A 16,092-nucleotide genomic window follows, 5' to 3' on the forward strand; every position below is an offset into this window, starting at 1 on the left:
GCTCCTCGTGGTCGGCGTGGTCGTGACGTCAGCGGTGCTCGAAGTAGCGCCGTCGCGCGCCGCTCCGAGCGCCTGCCCGGGCGCCCACCCAGGCTGCGAGCCCCGAGAGGACGACGGACGCGATGCCGGCGCCGTGGCGCTGGAGCATGGGGCGCACGATGAGGGCCCACGCGTCCAACTCGGCACCCGCCGGAGCGGCGGCCGGTTCGGGTGCCGGCGCAGGACCGGGTGCAGCGGCCGCGGCCGCCAAGACGTCCGGGGGAGCGGTGGCACCGCCACTCGTCGCAGGCGCTGGTCCCGACACACCCCCGCTGCGGAGCAGGTCCTCGAGGTTGCGTGCGAAGGTCTGCATGATTCCGTCGGTCACCTCACCGATGACCCCTCGCCCGAACTGCGCGACCTTGCCGCGGATGTCGAGATCGGCGTCGACCTGCACGACGGTTCCGGCGGGGGACTCCGACAGGGTCGCGACGATATGGGCGTCGGCATTGCCGGCGCCGCGCTTCTCCCGGCCTTTGGCACGCATGGTCAGGCGGTGGGCGGCCTCGTCGGCGTCGAGGATGACGAACTGGCCGGCGTACGTCACGCCCAGCGGGCCGACCTTGACCTTGACCTCACCCTCGTACGTACCCGGTTCGGGCTGCCCGAGCAACGTCGAGCCGGGCATGCACGTGGCGATCCGTTCGACCTGGAGGAAGGCCTGGTAGACCTCGGCCAGGGGTCGATCGATCGTGAAGGAGTTGGAGAGCTGCATCAGCGCTCCATCAGAGCCTTGCGCTGCGCGCCGTCGATCGGCACGTGGGCGCCGTGGATGCTAGCCGCCGCGTCGGAGGCGAGGAAGGCGACCAGGTTGGCCACCTCCTGCGGCTGGGTGATCCTGCCGAAGGGGATGGAGGTCTCGGCCCTGCGGCGGGCCTCGGCCTGGTCGACGCCCATGTCGCGGGCGAACGCCTTCTCCAACGTGTCCCACCGGTCGGTGTCGACGGGGCCGGGGTTGACCGTGTTGACCCGGATGCCCTTGGGTCCGTACTGGTCAGCGACGGAGCTGGCGAAGTTGAGGTCCGCTGCGTTGGCCGCACCGGCGGTCATCTCCCAGAAGCTCGGCTTGAGGCCGTCGTTGCCGACCACCAGGACGATCGAGCCGCTGCCGCGCTCCACCATGTGCGGGACGACGTGACGCACGGTGCGGACGTAGCCCATGAACTTGAGGTTGAGGCTCTGCATCCACTGCTCGTCGGTGAGTTCCTCGAGCAGTCCACCGGGTGAGCTGCCGGCGCACGTCACCAGGATGTCGATTCCGCCGAGCTCGTCGATCGCCTCCGCGACGCAGCGAGCGACGTCCGCGTCCTGGCTCATGTCGCCGGCCTTGGCGACAACGCGGCGTCCGGTTTCCTCACTGAGCTCGGCCGCGGTCTTCTCCAGGTCCTCCTGGCCGCGGGCGGTGATGACGACGTCGCAGCCCTCGTGGGCGAGCGTGCGAGCGACCTCGCGTCCGATGCCCTTGCTGGCGCCGGTGACGAAGGCCTTCTTGCCGTGCAGATCGAGATCCATAGTTCCTCCGGAAGGTTGTGGTATCTGGTATATCAAATATCACTTCGAATGCGCCGTCAAGGGTGTGCCGAGGCGGCCCTCGGTGGGGGCGGCGCGTGGCCGTCCCACGACTCGCCGTTGCGCCGGCGTTCGTGCTCGAGGGACTCCAGCACCTGCGGGGACGTGGCGATCGCCTTGACCGTGGCGAGAGCCGCCGAGTCGAGACGGCCGAGATCCTCGACCAGCGCCAGTGTCGCGGCCCAGGGATCCTCATCCACCCTGTGGACGAACCCCGCATCCCGCGCCTCCGGCAGCTCCAGCCATCGTCCGGTGAGCGTGAGGTCGAGCGCCCGCGAACGACCCACCAGGTGGGGGAGGATCCACGCGCCGACGGCCAACCCGTGGCCGGGACCCACCCAACGCCATCTGGCCGATGGACCAGCCACCCGGATGTCGGCGGCCGCGGCGAGTTGAGCGCCGCCGCCGACCGCAGCCCCGTCGACCACTGCGGCCACCAGTCCGGGGCGCCGAACGATCGCCTCGTAGCACTCGTAGAGCCGCTCGCTGACCTCGGCCCGCTCCGCGTCCGGAACGCCGAGGTCCGCGCCCGCGCAGAACATGCCGGGCGTCGAGCTGCCCAGCACGACGCACTGCTCGGGGGCACCGTTCAGGGCGTCGAGAAGTCCCTCCACCGCGGCCATGTCCAGCGCATTGCGCCGCGCTGCCCGGTCGAGGCGCAGAAGTCGCACGGTCGGACCACTGCTCGGACGGTGGATGTCGTTCAACAACCCGCTCATCGCGGCCTCCTCCGGCTGGCGATGTGGTTCCATCACCTGTGAGATATGGTATATCACGGAGTGGAAAGGGGCTGACCCATGAAGCCGGCAGCATACGAGTACCACCGCGCCTACACCGTGGAAGAGGTCGTGAGCCTTCTCGACGAGCTCGGCGAGGATGCCAAGATCCTTGCCGGGGGGCAGTCGCTCGCGCCGATGATGAACTTCCGGCTCGCACGCCCCAGTGCCTTGGTGGACGTGATGCGCATCGCGGGGTTGGACCACATCCGCCGGGAGGGCGATGAGCTCCACGTCGGCGCTCTCGCCCGGCACCGCGCCGTGGAGACGTCGCGCGACCCGGGCGTCCTGGAGGGGTTCGGGCTCCTCCCACGCGCTGCGCGCTGGATCGGCCACTACCCCATCCGCGCACGGGGGACGGTGGGCGGCAGCATCGCCCACTCGGACCCGACGGCGGAGTGGTGCCTGCTGGCCCGACTCTTCGACGCCCGCATCGTGGTGCAGGGTCCAGCCGGACAGCGGGAGGTCCCCGCCCAGGAGTGGTTCGGCGGGTTCCTCACGACCGCGAGCGACCCCGGCGAGATGGTGGTCGAGACGCGCTTCACACGCCCCCGCGGCCACGGCGCCATGACCGAGTACGCACGCCGGCGGGGCGATTTCGCCATCGCCGCCGTCGGCCTGGCCTTCGACGTGGTCGACGGACGGTTCTCCGACGTGGGCATCGTGCTCGGTGGGGTGGCTGCCACGCCGGTACGCGCTTCGGAGGCGGAGAGCATCCTTGAGGGGGCTGCTGTCGACGGGGACGCCGTCGTCGAGGCGAGCAGGGCCGCAGCCGCCGACCTGAACCCGCCCAGCGACCTCAACGGCGACGCGGCGTACCGGCGTCACCTGGTCGAGAACCTCACCCGGCGAGGCGTGGCCGAAGCGCTCGCCGTTGGGGCGACCAGATGACCACGCCGGCCGAGAAGCCCACCCGTTGGGTGGGGAACCGGCTCCCCCGGCGCGAGGACTCCCGGATGCTGAGGGGGGCCGGGCGGTTCACCGACGACATCGCCGAGCCACATGCCTTCCACGTCGCCTTCGTCCGCAGCCCGGTGGCGTCCGGCACCGTGCGGGACATCGACGTCAGCGAGGCCCTCGCACGGGACGGCGTGCTGGAGGTCGTGACGTCAGCAGACCTCGGTCATGTCGGCCTCACCGCGGTGCTTGAGCGCGACGAGTTCATCCCCACGCTGATGCCGCTGCTGGCCCACGACCGCGTCCGGTACGCGGGCGAGCCCGTTGCCGCAGTCGTCGCCCGAGACCGCTACCTCGCTGAGGACGCCGCCGAGGACGTCGTGGTCGACATCGAGGAGACGCCGGCCGTCATGACCATCGGCGACGTGCCCGGCTCCGTCCCACTCCACGACGACGCCCCCGAGGGAGTGCTCGTCGACCTCGAGATGTTCACCGACGACATGCTCGATGCTGAGCTCGCCGCCGCTGACCTGGTGCTCGAGGAGACCTTCCGCAGCGGTCGGGTCCACGCCGCGCCCATGGAGCCCCGGACCTGCCTGGCCGAGTGGGTCGACCGGGACGAGCAGTTGGTCCTCACCTTGTCCACGCAGGTCCCGCACCAGGTGCGTACCGGAGTCGCCCTCGCGCTCGGCCTCCCGGAACGAGGCGTTCGGGTCATCGCACCCGACGTCGGCGGCGGGTTCGGACTCAAGTGCGTGGTCGGGCGTGAGGAGGTGGTGGTGGCTGCGATCGCGCGGCAGTGCCGGCGTCCGGTGCGCTGGTCGGAGGACCGCCAGGAGAACCTCATCTCCTCCTTTCACGGGCGCGAGCAGGAGTACCACGTCCGCGCCGGCTTCCGAGCCGACGGCACGCTGGTCGGGCTGGACGCGGACATCCGCTGCAACATCGGCGCCTACTCGGCCTACCCCTTCTCGTGCGCGGTCGAGCCGCTGATGGCGGCAACCGAGCTCCCCGGTGTCTACAAGGTGCCGAGGTACGCCGCCCGAGCCCGCGGGTACGCCACCAACAAGCCCCCGACAGCGCCCTATCGGGGTGTGTCGCGTCCCCAGATCGTCATGGTCATGGAGGGGCTGATGGACCGGGCTGCCGACCGGCTCGGGATCGACCGCATCGATATCCGCCGGCTCAACACCATCGCCTCAGAGGACTTCCCCTTCATCGGTGCCAACGGCATCACCTACGACCCGGGCTCGTATCTCGAGTCGCTCGAGAAGTGCCTGGACGAGACCCGCGCGTCCGGCTGGTGGGAGCGCCGGGACTCGTCCGACGGCGACCGCCTGTACGGCATCGGCATCGCCAACTTCTCCGAGCGCACCGCCTACGGCACCGCCACGATGGGCCTGCGCAAGATGCAGATGACACCGGGCTTCGAGGTGTCGCACGTGCGCATGGACGCCTCCGGCGACGTGGTCGTCACGAGCGGCACCTGCGGTCACGGCCAGGGGCACGAGACGACCTTCGCCCAGATCGTCGCGGACCGCCTGGGCATCCACCCGGACCGGGTGAAGCTCCGGCAGGGCGACACCGAGGTCACCAGCTTCGGCTGGGGGACCTTCGGCAGTCGTTCCCTGGTCATCGGGGGCGGGGCCGCGTCCGTCGCCTCCGGGCGACTGGCCGACCAGCTGCGCGAGGTGGCCGCCGACATCCTCGAGGCGGACGCCGGCGACATCGAGCTCGCCGACGGTAAGGCGACGGTCCGAGGCGTCGAGGGCATCGGTGTGTCCATCGACGAGATCGCCGCCTCGGTGCACTTCCGTTCCCAGACCCTGACCGGCCGGGGCGACCACCTGCTCGAGGCGCGGGGAATGGCCGACCCTCCCGGCATGTTCTCGAATGCCTGCCACGCCGCGCTCGTCGAGATCGATCCCGGGACAGGAGGCGTCGACGTCATCGACTACATCGTCGTGGAGGACTGCGGCGTGGTGATCAACCCGATGATCGTGGACGGCCAGGTCCGTGGGGGGGTCGCCCAGGGAATCGCCGCCGCGCTCCTCGAGGAGCTCGCCTACTCGGCGGAGGGGCAGCCGGGAGCAGGGACGTTCATGGACTACCTCGTCCCGACTGCCACCGAGATCCCGCCGATCACTGTGCACCACCTCGAGACACCCAGTGACCAGACCGACACCGGCGCCAAGGGGATGGGGGAGGGAGGCACGATCGGCGCGCCCGCCACGGTCCTGTCGGCCATCAACGATGCGCTGCGGCACCACTCCACTCGATTCCAGCACGTGCCCGTCACGCCGGCCCAGCTCGTCGACGCGCTCGCGTCGGCCCCCACCGTCCAGGAGGCGACATGAAGGACCAGCACTTGGTGACGATGAAGGTCAACGGCGAGGAGCACGAGGTGCTGATCGACTCGCGGCGCACCTTGGCGGACGTGCTGCGCACCGACTTGGGCCTCACCGGCACCCACCTGGGCTGTGAGCACGGCATCTGCGGGGCCTGCACCGTGCTGCTCGACGGAGAGCCGGTCCGCGCCTGCCTCATCTTCGGCGTGCAGACCGACGGGCAGGAGGTGAGCACCGTCGAGGGCCTCGCCACCGATGGCGAGCTCAACGACCTACAGCAGGCGTTCTCCCGCCACCACGGTCTGCAGTGCGGCTTCTGCACCCCTGGTTTCCTCATGCTGGCCGAGGCCTACCTCGCCACCGAGCCCGACGGCGACCGAGAGGACGTGCGCGAGGTCGTCTCCGCCAACCTGTGTCGCTGCACCGGCTACCAGGGCATCGTGGACGCGGTCTGCGAGGTCGCCAAGATGCGACGGGGTCTCGCGCATGGTTGAGCTCCTGGGCACCCGTGCGTCGCGGAAGGAGGACCCGCGGCTCCTCGCCGGGCACGGTCGGTTCGGTGCCGACGTCCAGCGCCCTCGCACCCTCCACCTGCGCGTCGTCCGCTCCTCCGTCGCTGCCGGCCGGATCCTGGAGGTGGCCACCCAGGCAGCGCGGGACCTCCCCGGGGTGGTGGCGGTGTTCAGCGCCGCAGATCTCCCCGGCGACCTTAGAATCCCGGTCCGGCTCACCGTCCGCGGCATCGACCTGAGCGAACACCTGCAACCGGTGCTGGCGAGCACCCACGTGCGCTACGTCGGGGAGCCCGTGGCGGTCGTCGTGGCCGAGGACGCCTACACGGCCGAGGACGGCGCCGAGCTCGTCGAGGTCGACATCGAGCCGGGGGACGTGCTCCTCCACGCACCGGACGCGGACGACTCGCGCATCGCCGCGGACTTCACCCTGGGGTACGGCGACGTCGACGCGGCCTTCGGGTCGGCCGAGCACGTCGTGTCGCTCGACTTCCACGTGGGGCGGCACACGGCCGTGCCCATGGAGCCCCGCTCCCTGGTCGTCGAGGTCGGTCCCGACGGGCACCTCGACATCTACGGCTCCACCAAGGTGCCCGTGTTCAACCGGCAGGTGCTGGCCGACCTGCTCGGCATGGACGCCTACGACATCCGGATGCACCACGTCGATGCCGGCGGCGGGTTCGGTGTCCGAGGCGAGTTCTATCCTGAGGACTTCCTGGCCCCTTGGGTCGCACGCCGGCTCGGCAAGCCGGTCGCCTGGACCGAGGACCGGGCCGAGCACCTGGTCGCGGTCAACCACTCACGCGAGCAGCACCACCGCATCGAGGTGGCCCTCGATGCGGACGGCGTCATCATGGGCCTGCGCGACGACGTGTGGCACGACAACGGCGGCTACATCCGCACCCACGGGGTCATCGTCCCGGAGCTGACCCTCGCCATGCTGCCCGGGCCCTACCGGGTGCCCGCCTACTCCGGTCGCGTCCGCGTGGCGCTGACCAACAAGACGCCCTGCGGCACCTACCGCGCTCCCGGGCGGTTCGAGGGGACCACCGTCCGCGAGCAGTTGTTCGACCTGGCCGCGGATACCCTCGGGATGGACCGCATCGAGCTGCGCCGCCGCAACCTACTGACCAGTGCCGAGCTGCCTCTCGACCGTCCCCTGGACGCCTTGGGCACCGACATGCTGCTCGACTCCGGTGACTACGGCGGGCTGATGGAGCGCGCTCTCTCGCGCGTCGACGAGCTCGGCTGGCACGACCTCGTCCGACAGGGCCGCGACGCGGGGCGGCTGCTCGGCATCGGCGTCTCGAACTTCCTGGAGAAGAGCGGCCTCGGACCGCACGACACGGCCGACGTGGAGATCACCTCTACCGGGCGGGTCCGTGTCCACAGCGGCGGGACGTCGCTGGGGCAGGGCATCGAGACGGTGCTCGCACAGGTGGTGGCCGATGAGCTCGGCGTCGCCATGGAGGCGATCGAGGTGATCAACGGGGACAGCCAGCTGCAGCCCTACGGGACCGGGTCCTGGGCGAGTCGCTCCACGGTCATGGCCGGCAACGCCGTACGAGGTGCGGGTCAGGCGGTCGCCGCCCGGGTGCGGGAGCTCGCCGGTCGCGCACTCGAGGTGGAGCCTGGCGACCTCGAGCTCGTCGCGGGCACGGTCCGGGTGCGCGGTGTGCCCGACTGCTCGCTCACGCTGGCGCAGGTCTGGGGCGCGTCCCAGCCCAGCAGCGAGCTGCTCGGAGCCGACGAGCCGGCCGGACTGTGGGCGCGGCACCGATTCAGCGTTGACCACATGACCTATCCCTACGGCACGCATGTCTGCTTGGTCGAGGTGGACCCGGGCACCGGTGGCGTGGCGGTCCGCGGCTACCTCGTCGCCTACGAGGTCGGCCGCGCCATCAACCCGCAGCTCGTCGAGGGCCAGCTGCTCGGTGGCGTCGCCCAGGGTGTCGGCGGCGCCCTGCTGGAGCAGTTCCAGTACGACGACGCGGGGCAGCCCCAGGCGACCACCTTCATGGACTACCTGATGCCCACCGCGAGTGAGATCCCGGACATCGAGCTGATCGTGAGTGAGGACGTGCCGGCGACGACCAACGCACTCGGCGTCCGAGGCGCGGGCGAGGGTGGCCTGACCGGAGCAGGAGCCGCCATCGCGAGCGCGGTCAGTGACGCCGTACGGGTGCCTGCCGTGCCGCAGCTCCCGCTGTCACCAGGTGTCGTGCTGGGCCTGCTCGCCGCAGGCGCCCGGACCACCCGGGGAGTGGAGAAGGATCGGACCGAGCACATCGGTTCGCCTACTATTGACTAACGGCTAGAGAGAGGCCCGTCGTGTCGATCCCCGCAGTCAGCAAGCTGCCCGCGATGCACTACTCGTCCAAGAGCGACATCGTGTGCGCGATGCTGCGCGAGCTGATCATCAGCGGCGAACTGACCGCATCGGAGCCGTTGCGGCAGCGCGACCTCGCCGCGCGGTTCGGTGTCAGTCAGACCCCGGTGCGCGAAGCGCTCCGCCGACTTGAGTCCGAAGGGCTGGTCGTGAACGACCCGCACCGCGGCTCCACGGTCGCGGCGTCGCGGAACGGCATCGTGCAGGACAACTCGCTGCTGCGCGCAGCCCTCGAGCCGCTCGGAGCCCGGCTGGCGGCCGAGGCGGTGACCGAAGACCAGCTGCGTAGGTTGCGCGAGCTGAGCGACGCCATGAAGAGCAACCTGGACGACCACGAGCGCTACAGCGCCCTCAACCGCGAATTCCACTTCGCGATCTACGAGGCAGCGGCGTCTCCGATGCTGCTGTCGATGATGCGGCTGCTCTGGCAGGCCATGCCCCAGGGCCCCAAGGTCACCCGATCGCACGCCGAGTCTGCGGCCCAGCACGACGAGCTGATCGACGCTCTCGCCGCGCGCGATCAGGAGCGTGCAGCGGAGATCACCCGCGTCCACATTCTCTCGACCCGTCACATGGACGACGAGATCGGCGGCGGCTGAGCGCCAGGCATCCCGGACCGGTTGACCGATGGGCTGGTCCCTCGGGGGCCCGGCCCATCTGTCCCTGCGTGGTGATGACGCTCATACCGCGTGGTGCTCGTCGAGCTTCTGTCGCGTGTGGGCGAGGAACTCGGCCGCGCGCGCCTCTGGCGCCCGCGTGACCAGGCTGACCCCCACGAAGAGGACCGCCGATACCAACAGGCCCCAGATGCCGCTGGCTTGACCAGCCGGCTTGACCAGCGTGAACTCCAGGACGAACACCAGCGCCCCGGCCACGATGACCGCTGCGAGCACGCCCTCGGTAGTTCCGCGCTTCCAGAAGAACGCGCCGATGATGGGTGGCACGATCACCAAGAGCCCGGCGGACGCCGAGACCGAGAGGACGGCGATCAGGTCGACCTTGAGCTGGGCGAAGAGGAAGGCCATGACGGCGATGACGGGAAGGACGAGCTTGCCCACCGCCAGCTGGTGCTTCTCGTCACTGTCCGGCTTGGCCACCGCGTAGACATCGCGCACCACCATCGACGACAAGGTCAGCATGATCGAGTCGATCGTGGAGACCGCGGCAGCGATGATGCCGACCATGACGATGACACCCAACACCGTCGGCACCAGGTCCGATCCCAGCAGGCTGGGGGTCGCGAGGTCGCCCGTGGCGAGGTCCGGGAACTCCAGCAGGGCTGCGAAGCCCCACACCACCGCGACCAGCGTGTAGACCAGGCCGAAGACCATGGAGCCCAGGATCATCCGGCGCAGGTCTCGCATCGAGGCCGGGGTGTAGAGCCGCTGGCTGACCTGCGGGTTGGAGATGGAGAAGAACACCCACGGGATGGTCAGCCCGAGGAACGTGCTGAACGTGAAGAAGCCGGTCCCAGGGACGCTGAGCGCCCCGGGGTGGTCCCGGCTGAGGGACCCGAAGAACTCCCCGAAGCCGCCGAGCGCCTCGATGACGAACAGCACCACGAGCGTGGCACTGATGATCATCACGACCGCCTGCAGCGCGTCAGTCCAGGCGACCGAGCGGAGTCCCGCGACGACCGCGAAGAGGATGGCCAGGACCGTGGCGAGCACAGTGCCGGTAGTGAAGCTGATGGCCCCGTCGGTCATCCCGCTCACCAAGTAGCCCACGCCGGCGAGCTGCACCGCCGAATAGGGGATGAGGAACACACAGCTCGCCAGGGCCGTCGCGACGGCCACGGCCCTGTTGTCGTAGCGGTGGCCCAGCATCTCCGACGGGGTGACGTAGCCGTACTTCTGACCCACCAGCCAGAAGCGCGGGCCGAAGATCAGCACGAGCGTGACACCGCAGAGGTAGGTCAGCTCGAAGCCGAGCGCCCCGGCCCCGCCGAAGTAGGTGAGCCGGCGAGCCCGATGGCGGGGCGTGTGTCCACCTTCCTGCGGAGAGGCGCGGTGCTTGGTGGAGTGTGTTGTGTATCAGGTCAGGACCGGCGGCTATGGACGCGCGGCGGGCGGTCGCCGTCCCGGCAGTCGAACGCCGGGCGCCCGTGGGGGCGGCCGCCGGCTCGTTCAGGCAGACCGGCGGCGCACGTCGTCCTCGATCGCGCGAGCGACAGTGAGGCACGTCGCCTCGTCCCCGGGCGGAGCCATCACCTGCGCGCCGACGGGGAGAGCCCCCGGGGTGCCGGCTGGCACGCTCACCGCTGGCAGGCCCGTCGCTGCGGCCCACCCCGTGTAACGAGTGAGGGCGGTCGCGACCGGCACCTCTCGACCGTCGAGCGTCACCGTGCTCGCGGCGCGGCGGGGAGCGATGCACGCAGTGGTGGGGGTGAGCACCGCGTCCAGCTCGTGTTGGACGAACATGCGGGCAGTTTCTGCCCTCAGCGCTCGGCGTGCTGCTCCCAGCGCCGCGATGTCGTCAGCCAGTGCCACACCCAGCGTCGCGAGTGCGCGCGCCTCACCGCCGAAGCCGCTGGGGTCGTCGGCCACTGCAGTCGCGTAGGCCTGCGCAGACTCCCACAGCATCGTCAGCAGCGAGACCGCGCCGGCGAGTCGCAGGGGGGCGGCGTCGACCTCCACGATCTCGGCACCTGAGTCCCGCAGCCCAGCCACGGCCTGCCGCCACACCTCGGCCGTGGCACGGTCGAGCGGGCCGGGGTTCGCGAGTACCCCGATGCGTCCGAGGGAGGTCTCGCTGCGTCCCAGCGGGCGCCCCAGCAGCACCTCGCCCACCGCGGCACACGTCGCGACGTCGTGCCCGATGGGTCCGGCCACGTCCTGGGTGGGCGCCAGAGGGCTGATCCCGTGGCTCGGCACTGTCCCGGTCGTGGGGCGCAGACCGACGACCCCGCAGAGGCTGGCGGGAATGCGGATCGACCCACCGGTGTCGGTGCCCAGGGCAGCGTCTGCCACACCTGCGGCGACACACGCCGCGGACCCACCCGAGGAGCCGCCCGGCATCCGACCCGGATCCATCGGGTGGGGCACCGTCGCCGTGGTCACTCCCCAGGCCAGCTCGTGAGTGGCGGCCTTGCCCACACACTCCGCTCCCTCCTCGGCCAGCAGCCGCCAGACCGTGGCGGACCGATCGGGACTGCGCCAAGTCGCCCCCGGCGTGCCGTTGCGCGTCGGTAGCCCGGCCACGTCAATCACGTCCTTCACGGCCACACGGAGCCCACTGAGCCGACCCGGACGTGTCGTAGCGGGCGGCGCACCCGGGGTCACGAGCCACCCCGCGTCCCGAGCCTGCTCGGTCGTCCCGGTTGCCGGATGGGGCCGCCACTCATGGCGACGATCGGCTGCTGCCGGAGCTCGCCACGTCGGCTCGTCCCACCCAGGCGTGGCTCCTGCCGCCGCTTCGCGGACGATCGCGAAGGATGCCCGAGCCGCCGCGGCGTAGGAGGTTCGAGTGCGCCATTCCAGGTCGCCGTCGGGCGGGTCGGTCACCGGCATCCCCCATCGGCGAGGAGACGCGGCCGGTGTCCGTGCCCGAGATCGCGGGCGTCGTCGCGGAACATGAAATGTGGTATATCACTTCTTGCGCTGCCTCGACCACCGACGCTCGTGAGTCCTCGAGACACCTCTGGGCGGGACGTGTACCTGGCCCTACCGCACCGTCTGGACGACCCTCCAGCGTGACGCCGGAACTCCGCCAAGAGGGTAGCCAGCGGAAGCCGCAGTCGACGACCTCGAGGCAGGGAGTCCGCCCGGTCGTGGACACCTGAGGAGTTCGAGCTGTACTGCTACAAGTCGTAGAATTGAATGACTGGCTGATGCTGACGTGCGCAAACGTCGTGAATCCGTAGTCGCTTGTATCACGCTTGTAGTCGAAGGCGCGCCGACCGCAGTGCCCCCAGCTGAGGCGTGCCCCGCCGCCAACGGGGCGGAGGCGTCCTCCAGCGGTCAGCTAGGAACCGGCAACCCGAACGGCAAGCCGCCTGACCGGTGTCGTCCGCAACGGACGACACCCGATTCGGTGGCAGTTCGTCGCGGCGGAGAGGCGAGTGTGCGTCGACTAGGTTGTCCGGCCGATCGGCGGCGCTGGTCGAACCAAGGCCCGGGCTGCGTCTGCTGCCACATGACGAAGGACGGGTTCGACTCGCTCGATGTCGCAGCTGCGGGGGACCGAGACGGAGAGAGCGGCCAGCGGTCGCCCGCTGTGGCTGAGGATGGGCACCGCGATGCAGAATAGGCCGGGCTGTACCTCCTCGCGGTCGTAGGCGACGCCACGTCGTCGTACCCGGTCCAGTTCTGCGGCCAGGTCCATCGGATCTGTGATGGTGCTGGATGTGAGCTGAGCCAGGTAACCGCCAAGCGCTTGCTCGCAGGCGTCTGCATCGTGCGCGAGCAGCGCCTTTCCGATCGCGGTGGCGTGCGCCGGAATCCTGCCGCCAATGCGCGATGGGCTAGGGGCGCGTCGGCGTCCGTAGAGTTTGGCGAGGTAGATGACGTCAGTGTCGTGCAAGGCGCCAAGGTGGACGGTGTGGTGTGTGCGCTCGTAGAGGTCCCCCACAAAAGGGATCAACTGGTCGCGGACACGGTCATGTTGGCGTGGGTAGACATCCTGACCGAGCTGGTGAAGCCGCGCCCCCAGGCGGTACTGACGGCCGACGCGTTCGACCGCTCCGTTGCGTTCTAGGATGCCCAGCACCCGGAACGCGGTCGACTTGCTCAGGTCGGCTCGCCGCGCCAGCTCACTGACGCCAACCCCTGAACTCGCCTGGTCACCGAATGCCAGCAGGAGGCTCATGGCCTTGTCAACGGCCGCACGGTCGTCGCGAGCGCCGGCTGTGGATCCGTCAGTGGACTGCACACGCGGCGCCAGCCCGGTAGCGCTACCAGTCATCGGCGTCACCTTCACTTGGCTGATCGTCAGGTATGGGTGACAGTCTGCGAAAGAGCACGGGCGTCAGTCAACTTGTTCCGACCGTCCATTTTAAGTGACACTATCCATCATGCATGCGGACAACGAATTGATTGCGTTCAACACTCGTAGATTCCGACTGGAACGAGGCATGTCATTGGGCGAGTTGGCACGTCGCTCGGGTGTTTCGAAGCAGACGCTGTCGAAGATCGAGGCAGGAGGCGGCAACCCCACGATTGAGACGCTCGCCGCCTTGGCGGGCGCCCTCGATATCACCACTCGGCGGCTCCTGACGCAGTGGGGGACGCCGGTGTTTGTCCAGCGCCAGGCCGAAGCCGAGTGGCAAGAGGGAGATGGCTGGTCCCACCGGATGCTGGATGAGATCTACGGAAGCGGATATGTCCGCACGGTACTGCTCCGGCTGGAGAGAACGAGCGATGAGGACCGCGTCGTCGACGGTCACCAGCCAGGAACGCTCCACCATCTGTACGTGATCAGCGGCAAGTTGCGGACGGGGCCGCTGACCGACACCGTTGACCTTTCCGCGGGCGACTTCGTTAGGTTTCCAGGCGACGTGCCACACGCCAACGTCTGTCTCAGCGATCGCGTGATCGCGCACATGGTGACGACACTGCCCCAGGTCCGGCAGTTTAGACCCCCGGTTCGGGCGTCATAGAGCGTTGCGCTACGGCGTGCCTTGGCACGCATTGCCTCTGGAAGACGGGACCATGCAGCTGACCAGCATCACCGTCTCGCGCCTGGCGGTCTGAACCGCCCCGGCATGTCCGGAGAGCTGATTCGTTGGAAGGATCACTCTCATGGCACGACCCAGCAAGTACCCGACCGAGCTGCGTGAGCGCGCGGTTCGCCTCGTGATCGAGGTCCGCGGGGATCACCCCTCAGAGTCCGCGGCGATCAGGTCGGTCGCGGGCAAGCTCGGGATCTCCTCGCCCGAGCAGCTGCGCAAGTGGCTTCGCCAGGCCGAGATCGACGGCGGCCAGCGTCCAGGCAAGACGAACGAGGAGCTCGCTGAGATCAAGGCGTTGAAGGCCGAGGTCTCCGAGTTGCGGCGGGCGAACGCGATCTTGAAGTCCTGAGGCTGTCGCACGAATCTCTGACGGGTCCACAATCGCCCCCGCTGGGCGTTCCTCCCCGGGGGCCGGGGATCCCCCTCAGGCCAGCCGGTAGACCTTGAGCAGGTTGTGGGTGGCGCAGATGAGCTTCCACTCGCTGTCTGCGGCCGTGAGTCCTCGTCGGGAGATCGTCCTGATGCCTCTGTTGTGCTTGATCTGGGCGAAGACGGGCTCGATGCTCGGTGCTCGTTTCTTGTAGGTTCTCCGACCGCGCGGGGTGTCGAGCTTGGCGATCATCGTGGTGGTCAGCGGATCCGGGTCACCGGCTCGACGGCGGCGTAGGAGTTGGTTGACCCGGGCTCTGGTGACCCCGAGGTGCTCGGCTGCCGCGAGCGTGTCGAGTTCGCCGGTCTGCACGCGGTCGAGGATCTCGGTGCGTGCCTGCTCGCTCTCGGCGATCTTCTTCAGCTGTCGAGCGCGTCCGGGTGCGATGAACGACTCGACTCCCTTCAGCGCCACGTTGTCGACACTCCAGTAGCCGGCATCGGCCACGACTCTGCGCACCCGGCGTCGTTCCCCGGCGGTCTTCAGGTTGGTCTTCGCGGCGGCAACCATCGGCGCATATGCCGGTGCGTCCATGGCCAGGTTGGTGGCTTCGGCAGCGATGACGAACTGGTCGGCGGTCGACACCGCTTGGACGTTGTAGCCCTGCACGTAGCCGTCCTTGGTCTTCAACAGACGACTGTCTGGGTCGGTGACGTTGGCCCGCTGACGTGACTTGTGCGTTGCCGATCCCGGCGTGGGGCGGCGACCTCGGATCGGCTTGCCCGTGGCCGCTTCCTTCTCAGCGCGCCTAGCGAGATGTGCTTCGTAGGACTTCTCCGCGGCTTCCGCCTCGAGCTCATCGAGCAGGGCACGCAAGCGAGCGCGCCGCTCGCCTCGAGTGCGCAGGCCGCGATCAGCGTCATCATGACCATCACTGCGGGCTGCATCCTGCTCAGCATCTTCAGCTGCATCCGTGGCATCAGCTTCGGCAAGGATCTCTGCGGCGATCTGTTCCGCGGTCATGTTCGCGTCGCGCGAGGCGTTGGCATTGAGCTTCGTGCCATCGATCGCGATCAGCCCGGGCCGGAGCAGCCCAGCACGAGCACAGAGGGCCAGAACCTGGCCGAACAAGCCAGCGATCGCAGCGTCGTGCGTGGCCCGAAACCGGGCGATAGTCGCGTGGTCGGGCTGCTGGTTTGCCGCGACGACCCTGAAGGCGACGTCCTCGACCAGGCGCTTCTCGATCTTGCGGCTGGAACGTTCGCCGACGCTGTAGGCGTACACCAGCAGCGCCAGCATCATCTGCGGGTCGTAGGCCCCGCCGCCCCGGCCGTCAGCTCGGTAGCCGGCCAAGAACGCCGAGAGGTCGAGCTCGGCGACAACATCGATGACGAACCACGCCAAATGATCCTCAGGCAACCACTCCGCCACCGAGGGCGGCATCAGGAGCAGTTGCTCACGATCGACGGCAGCGAAGTTGTAGGCCACGGCTCAGTATTTCGCCTCGGGCGCGGGTCATCGATC

13 protein-coding genes and 1 pseudogene are annotated in these 16,092 nt (G+C 69.2%); 7 read left to right on the plus strand and 7 right to left on the minus strand.

Annotated features, from left to right (window positions below; translation table 11 throughout):
* Positions 1–28 precede the first annotated feature (28 nt).
* The 3 genes from ACJ5H2_RS22070 to ACJ5H2_RS22080 are packed head-to-tail and all read right to left on the minus strand — an operon-like array spanning position 29 to position 2,327.
* Complete coding sequence (locus tag ACJ5H2_RS22070) at positions 29–754, minus strand: SRPBCC family protein (RefSeq protein ID WP_408899869.1); 726 nt, start codon at positions 752–754, stop codon at positions 29–31.
* Positions 754–1,551 carry an SDR family NAD(P)-dependent oxidoreductase gene (locus tag ACJ5H2_RS22075; RefSeq protein WP_408899870.1) on the minus strand — a complete coding sequence of 266 codons (798 nt, stop codon included), beginning with the start codon at positions 1,549–1,551 and terminating at the stop codon, positions 754–756. Before ACJ5H2_RS22075 ends, ACJ5H2_RS22070 begins: the two co-directional genes overlap by 1 nt.
* Positions 1,552–1,607: 56 nt before the next feature.
* The gene (locus ACJ5H2_RS22080) at positions 1,608–2,327 is read right to left on the minus strand and encodes an enoyl-CoA hydratase/isomerase family protein (protein ID WP_408899871.1); all 720 of its coding nucleotides are present in this window, start codon (positions 2,325–2,327) and stop codon (positions 1,608–1,610) included.
* Positions 2,328–2,405: 78 nt separating this feature from the next.
* Between ACJ5H2_RS22080 and ACJ5H2_RS22085 the strand changes: the two genes are divergently transcribed.
* Genes ACJ5H2_RS22085 through ACJ5H2_RS22105 form a run of 5 tightly spaced genes read left to right on the plus strand, consistent with a single transcriptional unit; the run spans position 2,406 to position 9,129 of the window.
* The gene (locus tag ACJ5H2_RS22085) at positions 2,406–3,275 is read left to right on the plus strand and encodes an FAD binding domain-containing protein (protein WP_408899872.1); all 870 of its coding nucleotides are present in this window, start codon (positions 2,406–2,408) and stop codon (positions 3,273–3,275) included.
* Positions 3,272–5,638, plus strand: coding sequence for a xanthine dehydrogenase family protein molybdopterin-binding subunit (locus ACJ5H2_RS22090; protein WP_408899873.1), 2,367 nt, complete (start codon positions 3,272–3,274; stop codon positions 5,636–5,638). The genes ACJ5H2_RS22085 and ACJ5H2_RS22090 overlap by 4 nt, the downstream gene beginning before the upstream one ends.
* Positions 5,635–6,123 (plus strand): (2Fe-2S)-binding protein, encoded by a 489-nt coding sequence (locus ACJ5H2_RS22095; protein WP_408899874.1) that lies wholly within the window; start codon positions 5,635–5,637, stop codon positions 6,121–6,123. The genes ACJ5H2_RS22090 and ACJ5H2_RS22095 overlap by 4 nt, the downstream gene beginning before the upstream one ends.
* A complete protein-coding gene (locus ACJ5H2_RS22100; RefSeq protein ID WP_408899875.1) occupies positions 6,116–8,452 on the plus strand; it encodes a xanthine dehydrogenase family protein molybdopterin-binding subunit in 2,337 nt (778 codons plus the stop codon). The genes ACJ5H2_RS22095 and ACJ5H2_RS22100 overlap by 8 nt, the downstream gene beginning before the upstream one ends.
* Before the next feature lie 20 nt (positions 8,453–8,472).
* Positions 8,473–9,129, plus strand: a complete 657-nt coding sequence (locus tag ACJ5H2_RS22105; protein WP_408899876.1) for a GntR family transcriptional regulator — start codon at positions 8,473–8,475, stop codon at positions 9,127–9,129.
* Positions 9,130–9,210: 81 nt separating this feature from the next.
* Here the strand turns inward: ACJ5H2_RS22105 and ACJ5H2_RS22110 are convergent, their stop codons facing one another.
* The 3 genes from ACJ5H2_RS22110 to ACJ5H2_RS22120 all read right to left on the minus strand — a co-directional run bounded on the left by ACJ5H2_RS22110 (position 9,211) and on the right by ACJ5H2_RS22120 (position 13,336).
* Positions 9,211–10,422 carry a sodium:solute symporter gene (locus ACJ5H2_RS22110; protein WP_408899877.1) on the minus strand — a complete coding sequence of 404 codons (1,212 nt, stop codon included), beginning with the start codon at positions 10,420–10,422 and terminating at the stop codon, positions 9,211–9,213.
* Between the two features lie 234 nt (positions 10,423–10,656).
* Positions 10,657–11,748 carry an amidase gene (locus tag ACJ5H2_RS22115; protein ID WP_408899878.1) on the minus strand — a complete coding sequence of 364 codons (1,092 nt, stop codon included), beginning with the start codon at positions 11,746–11,748 and terminating at the stop codon, positions 10,657–10,659.
* 853 nt (positions 11,749–12,601) lie between these two features.
* The gene (locus ACJ5H2_RS22120) at positions 12,602–13,336 is read right to left on the minus strand and encodes an IclR family transcriptional regulator (protein ID WP_408899879.1); all 735 of its coding nucleotides are present in this window, start codon (positions 13,334–13,336) and stop codon (positions 12,602–12,604) included.
* Between the two features lie 205 nt (positions 13,337–13,541).
* Between ACJ5H2_RS22120 and ACJ5H2_RS22125 the strand changes: the two genes are divergently transcribed.
* Positions 13,542–14,126, plus strand: a complete 585-nt coding sequence (locus tag ACJ5H2_RS22125; protein WP_408899880.1) for a helix-turn-helix domain-containing protein — start codon at positions 13,542–13,544, stop codon at positions 14,124–14,126.
* A 142-nt stretch (positions 14,127–14,268) separates the two neighbouring features.
* Positions 14,269–14,544 (plus strand): annotated as a pseudogene (locus tag ACJ5H2_RS22130) (transposase); the annotation flags it as partial.
* A 78-nt stretch (positions 14,545–14,622) separates the two neighbouring features.
* Here the strand turns inward: ACJ5H2_RS22130 and ACJ5H2_RS22135 are convergent.
* Positions 14,623–16,056: a transposase gene (locus ACJ5H2_RS22135; protein WP_408899881.1), complete on the minus strand. Its 1,434-nt coding sequence runs from the start codon at positions 16,054–16,056 to the stop codon at positions 14,623–14,625.
* Positions 16,057–16,092 lie beyond the last annotated feature (36 nt).

Origin of the sequence: Nocardioides pymetrozini (assembly GCF_046058985.1) — a bacterium.
GTDB lineage: Bacteria > Actinomycetota > Actinomycetes > Propionibacteriales > Nocardioidaceae > Nocardioides.

What these genes read in the sequence shown, in the direction of transcription:
- ACJ5H2_RS22070 (WP_408899869.1), bottom strand. Translation starts at nt 754, where the DNA reads ATGCAGCTCTCCAACTCCTTCACGATCGATCGACCCCTGGCCGAGGTC.
- ACJ5H2_RS22075 (WP_408899870.1), bottom strand. Translation starts at nt 1,551, where the DNA reads ATGGATCTCGATCTGCACGGCAAGAAGGCCTTCGTCACCGGCGCCAGC.
- ACJ5H2_RS22080 (WP_408899871.1), bottom strand. Translation starts at nt 2,327, where the DNA reads ATGAGCGGGTTGTTGAACGACATCCACCGTCCGAGCAGTGGTCCGACC.
- ACJ5H2_RS22085 (WP_408899872.1), top strand. Translation starts at nt 2,406, where the DNA reads ATGAAGCCGGCAGCATACGAGTACCACCGCGCCTACACCGTGGAAGAG.
- ACJ5H2_RS22090 (WP_408899873.1), top strand. Translation starts at nt 3,272, where the DNA reads ATGACCACGCCGGCCGAGAAGCCCACCCGTTGGGTGGGGAACCGGCTC.
- ACJ5H2_RS22095 (WP_408899874.1), top strand. Translation starts at nt 5,635, where the DNA reads ATGAAGGACCAGCACTTGGTGACGATGAAGGTCAACGGCGAGGAGCAC.
- ACJ5H2_RS22100 (WP_408899875.1), top strand. Translation starts at nt 6,116, where the DNA reads ATGGTTGAGCTCCTGGGCACCCGTGCGTCGCGGAAGGAGGACCCGCGG.
- ACJ5H2_RS22120 (WP_408899879.1), bottom strand. Translation starts at nt 13,336, where the DNA reads ATGAGCCTCCTGCTGGCATTCGGTGACCAGGCGAGTTCAGGGGTTGGC.
- ACJ5H2_RS22125 (WP_408899880.1), top strand. Translation starts at nt 13,542, where the DNA reads ATGCATGCGGACAACGAATTGATTGCGTTCAACACTCGTAGATTCCGA.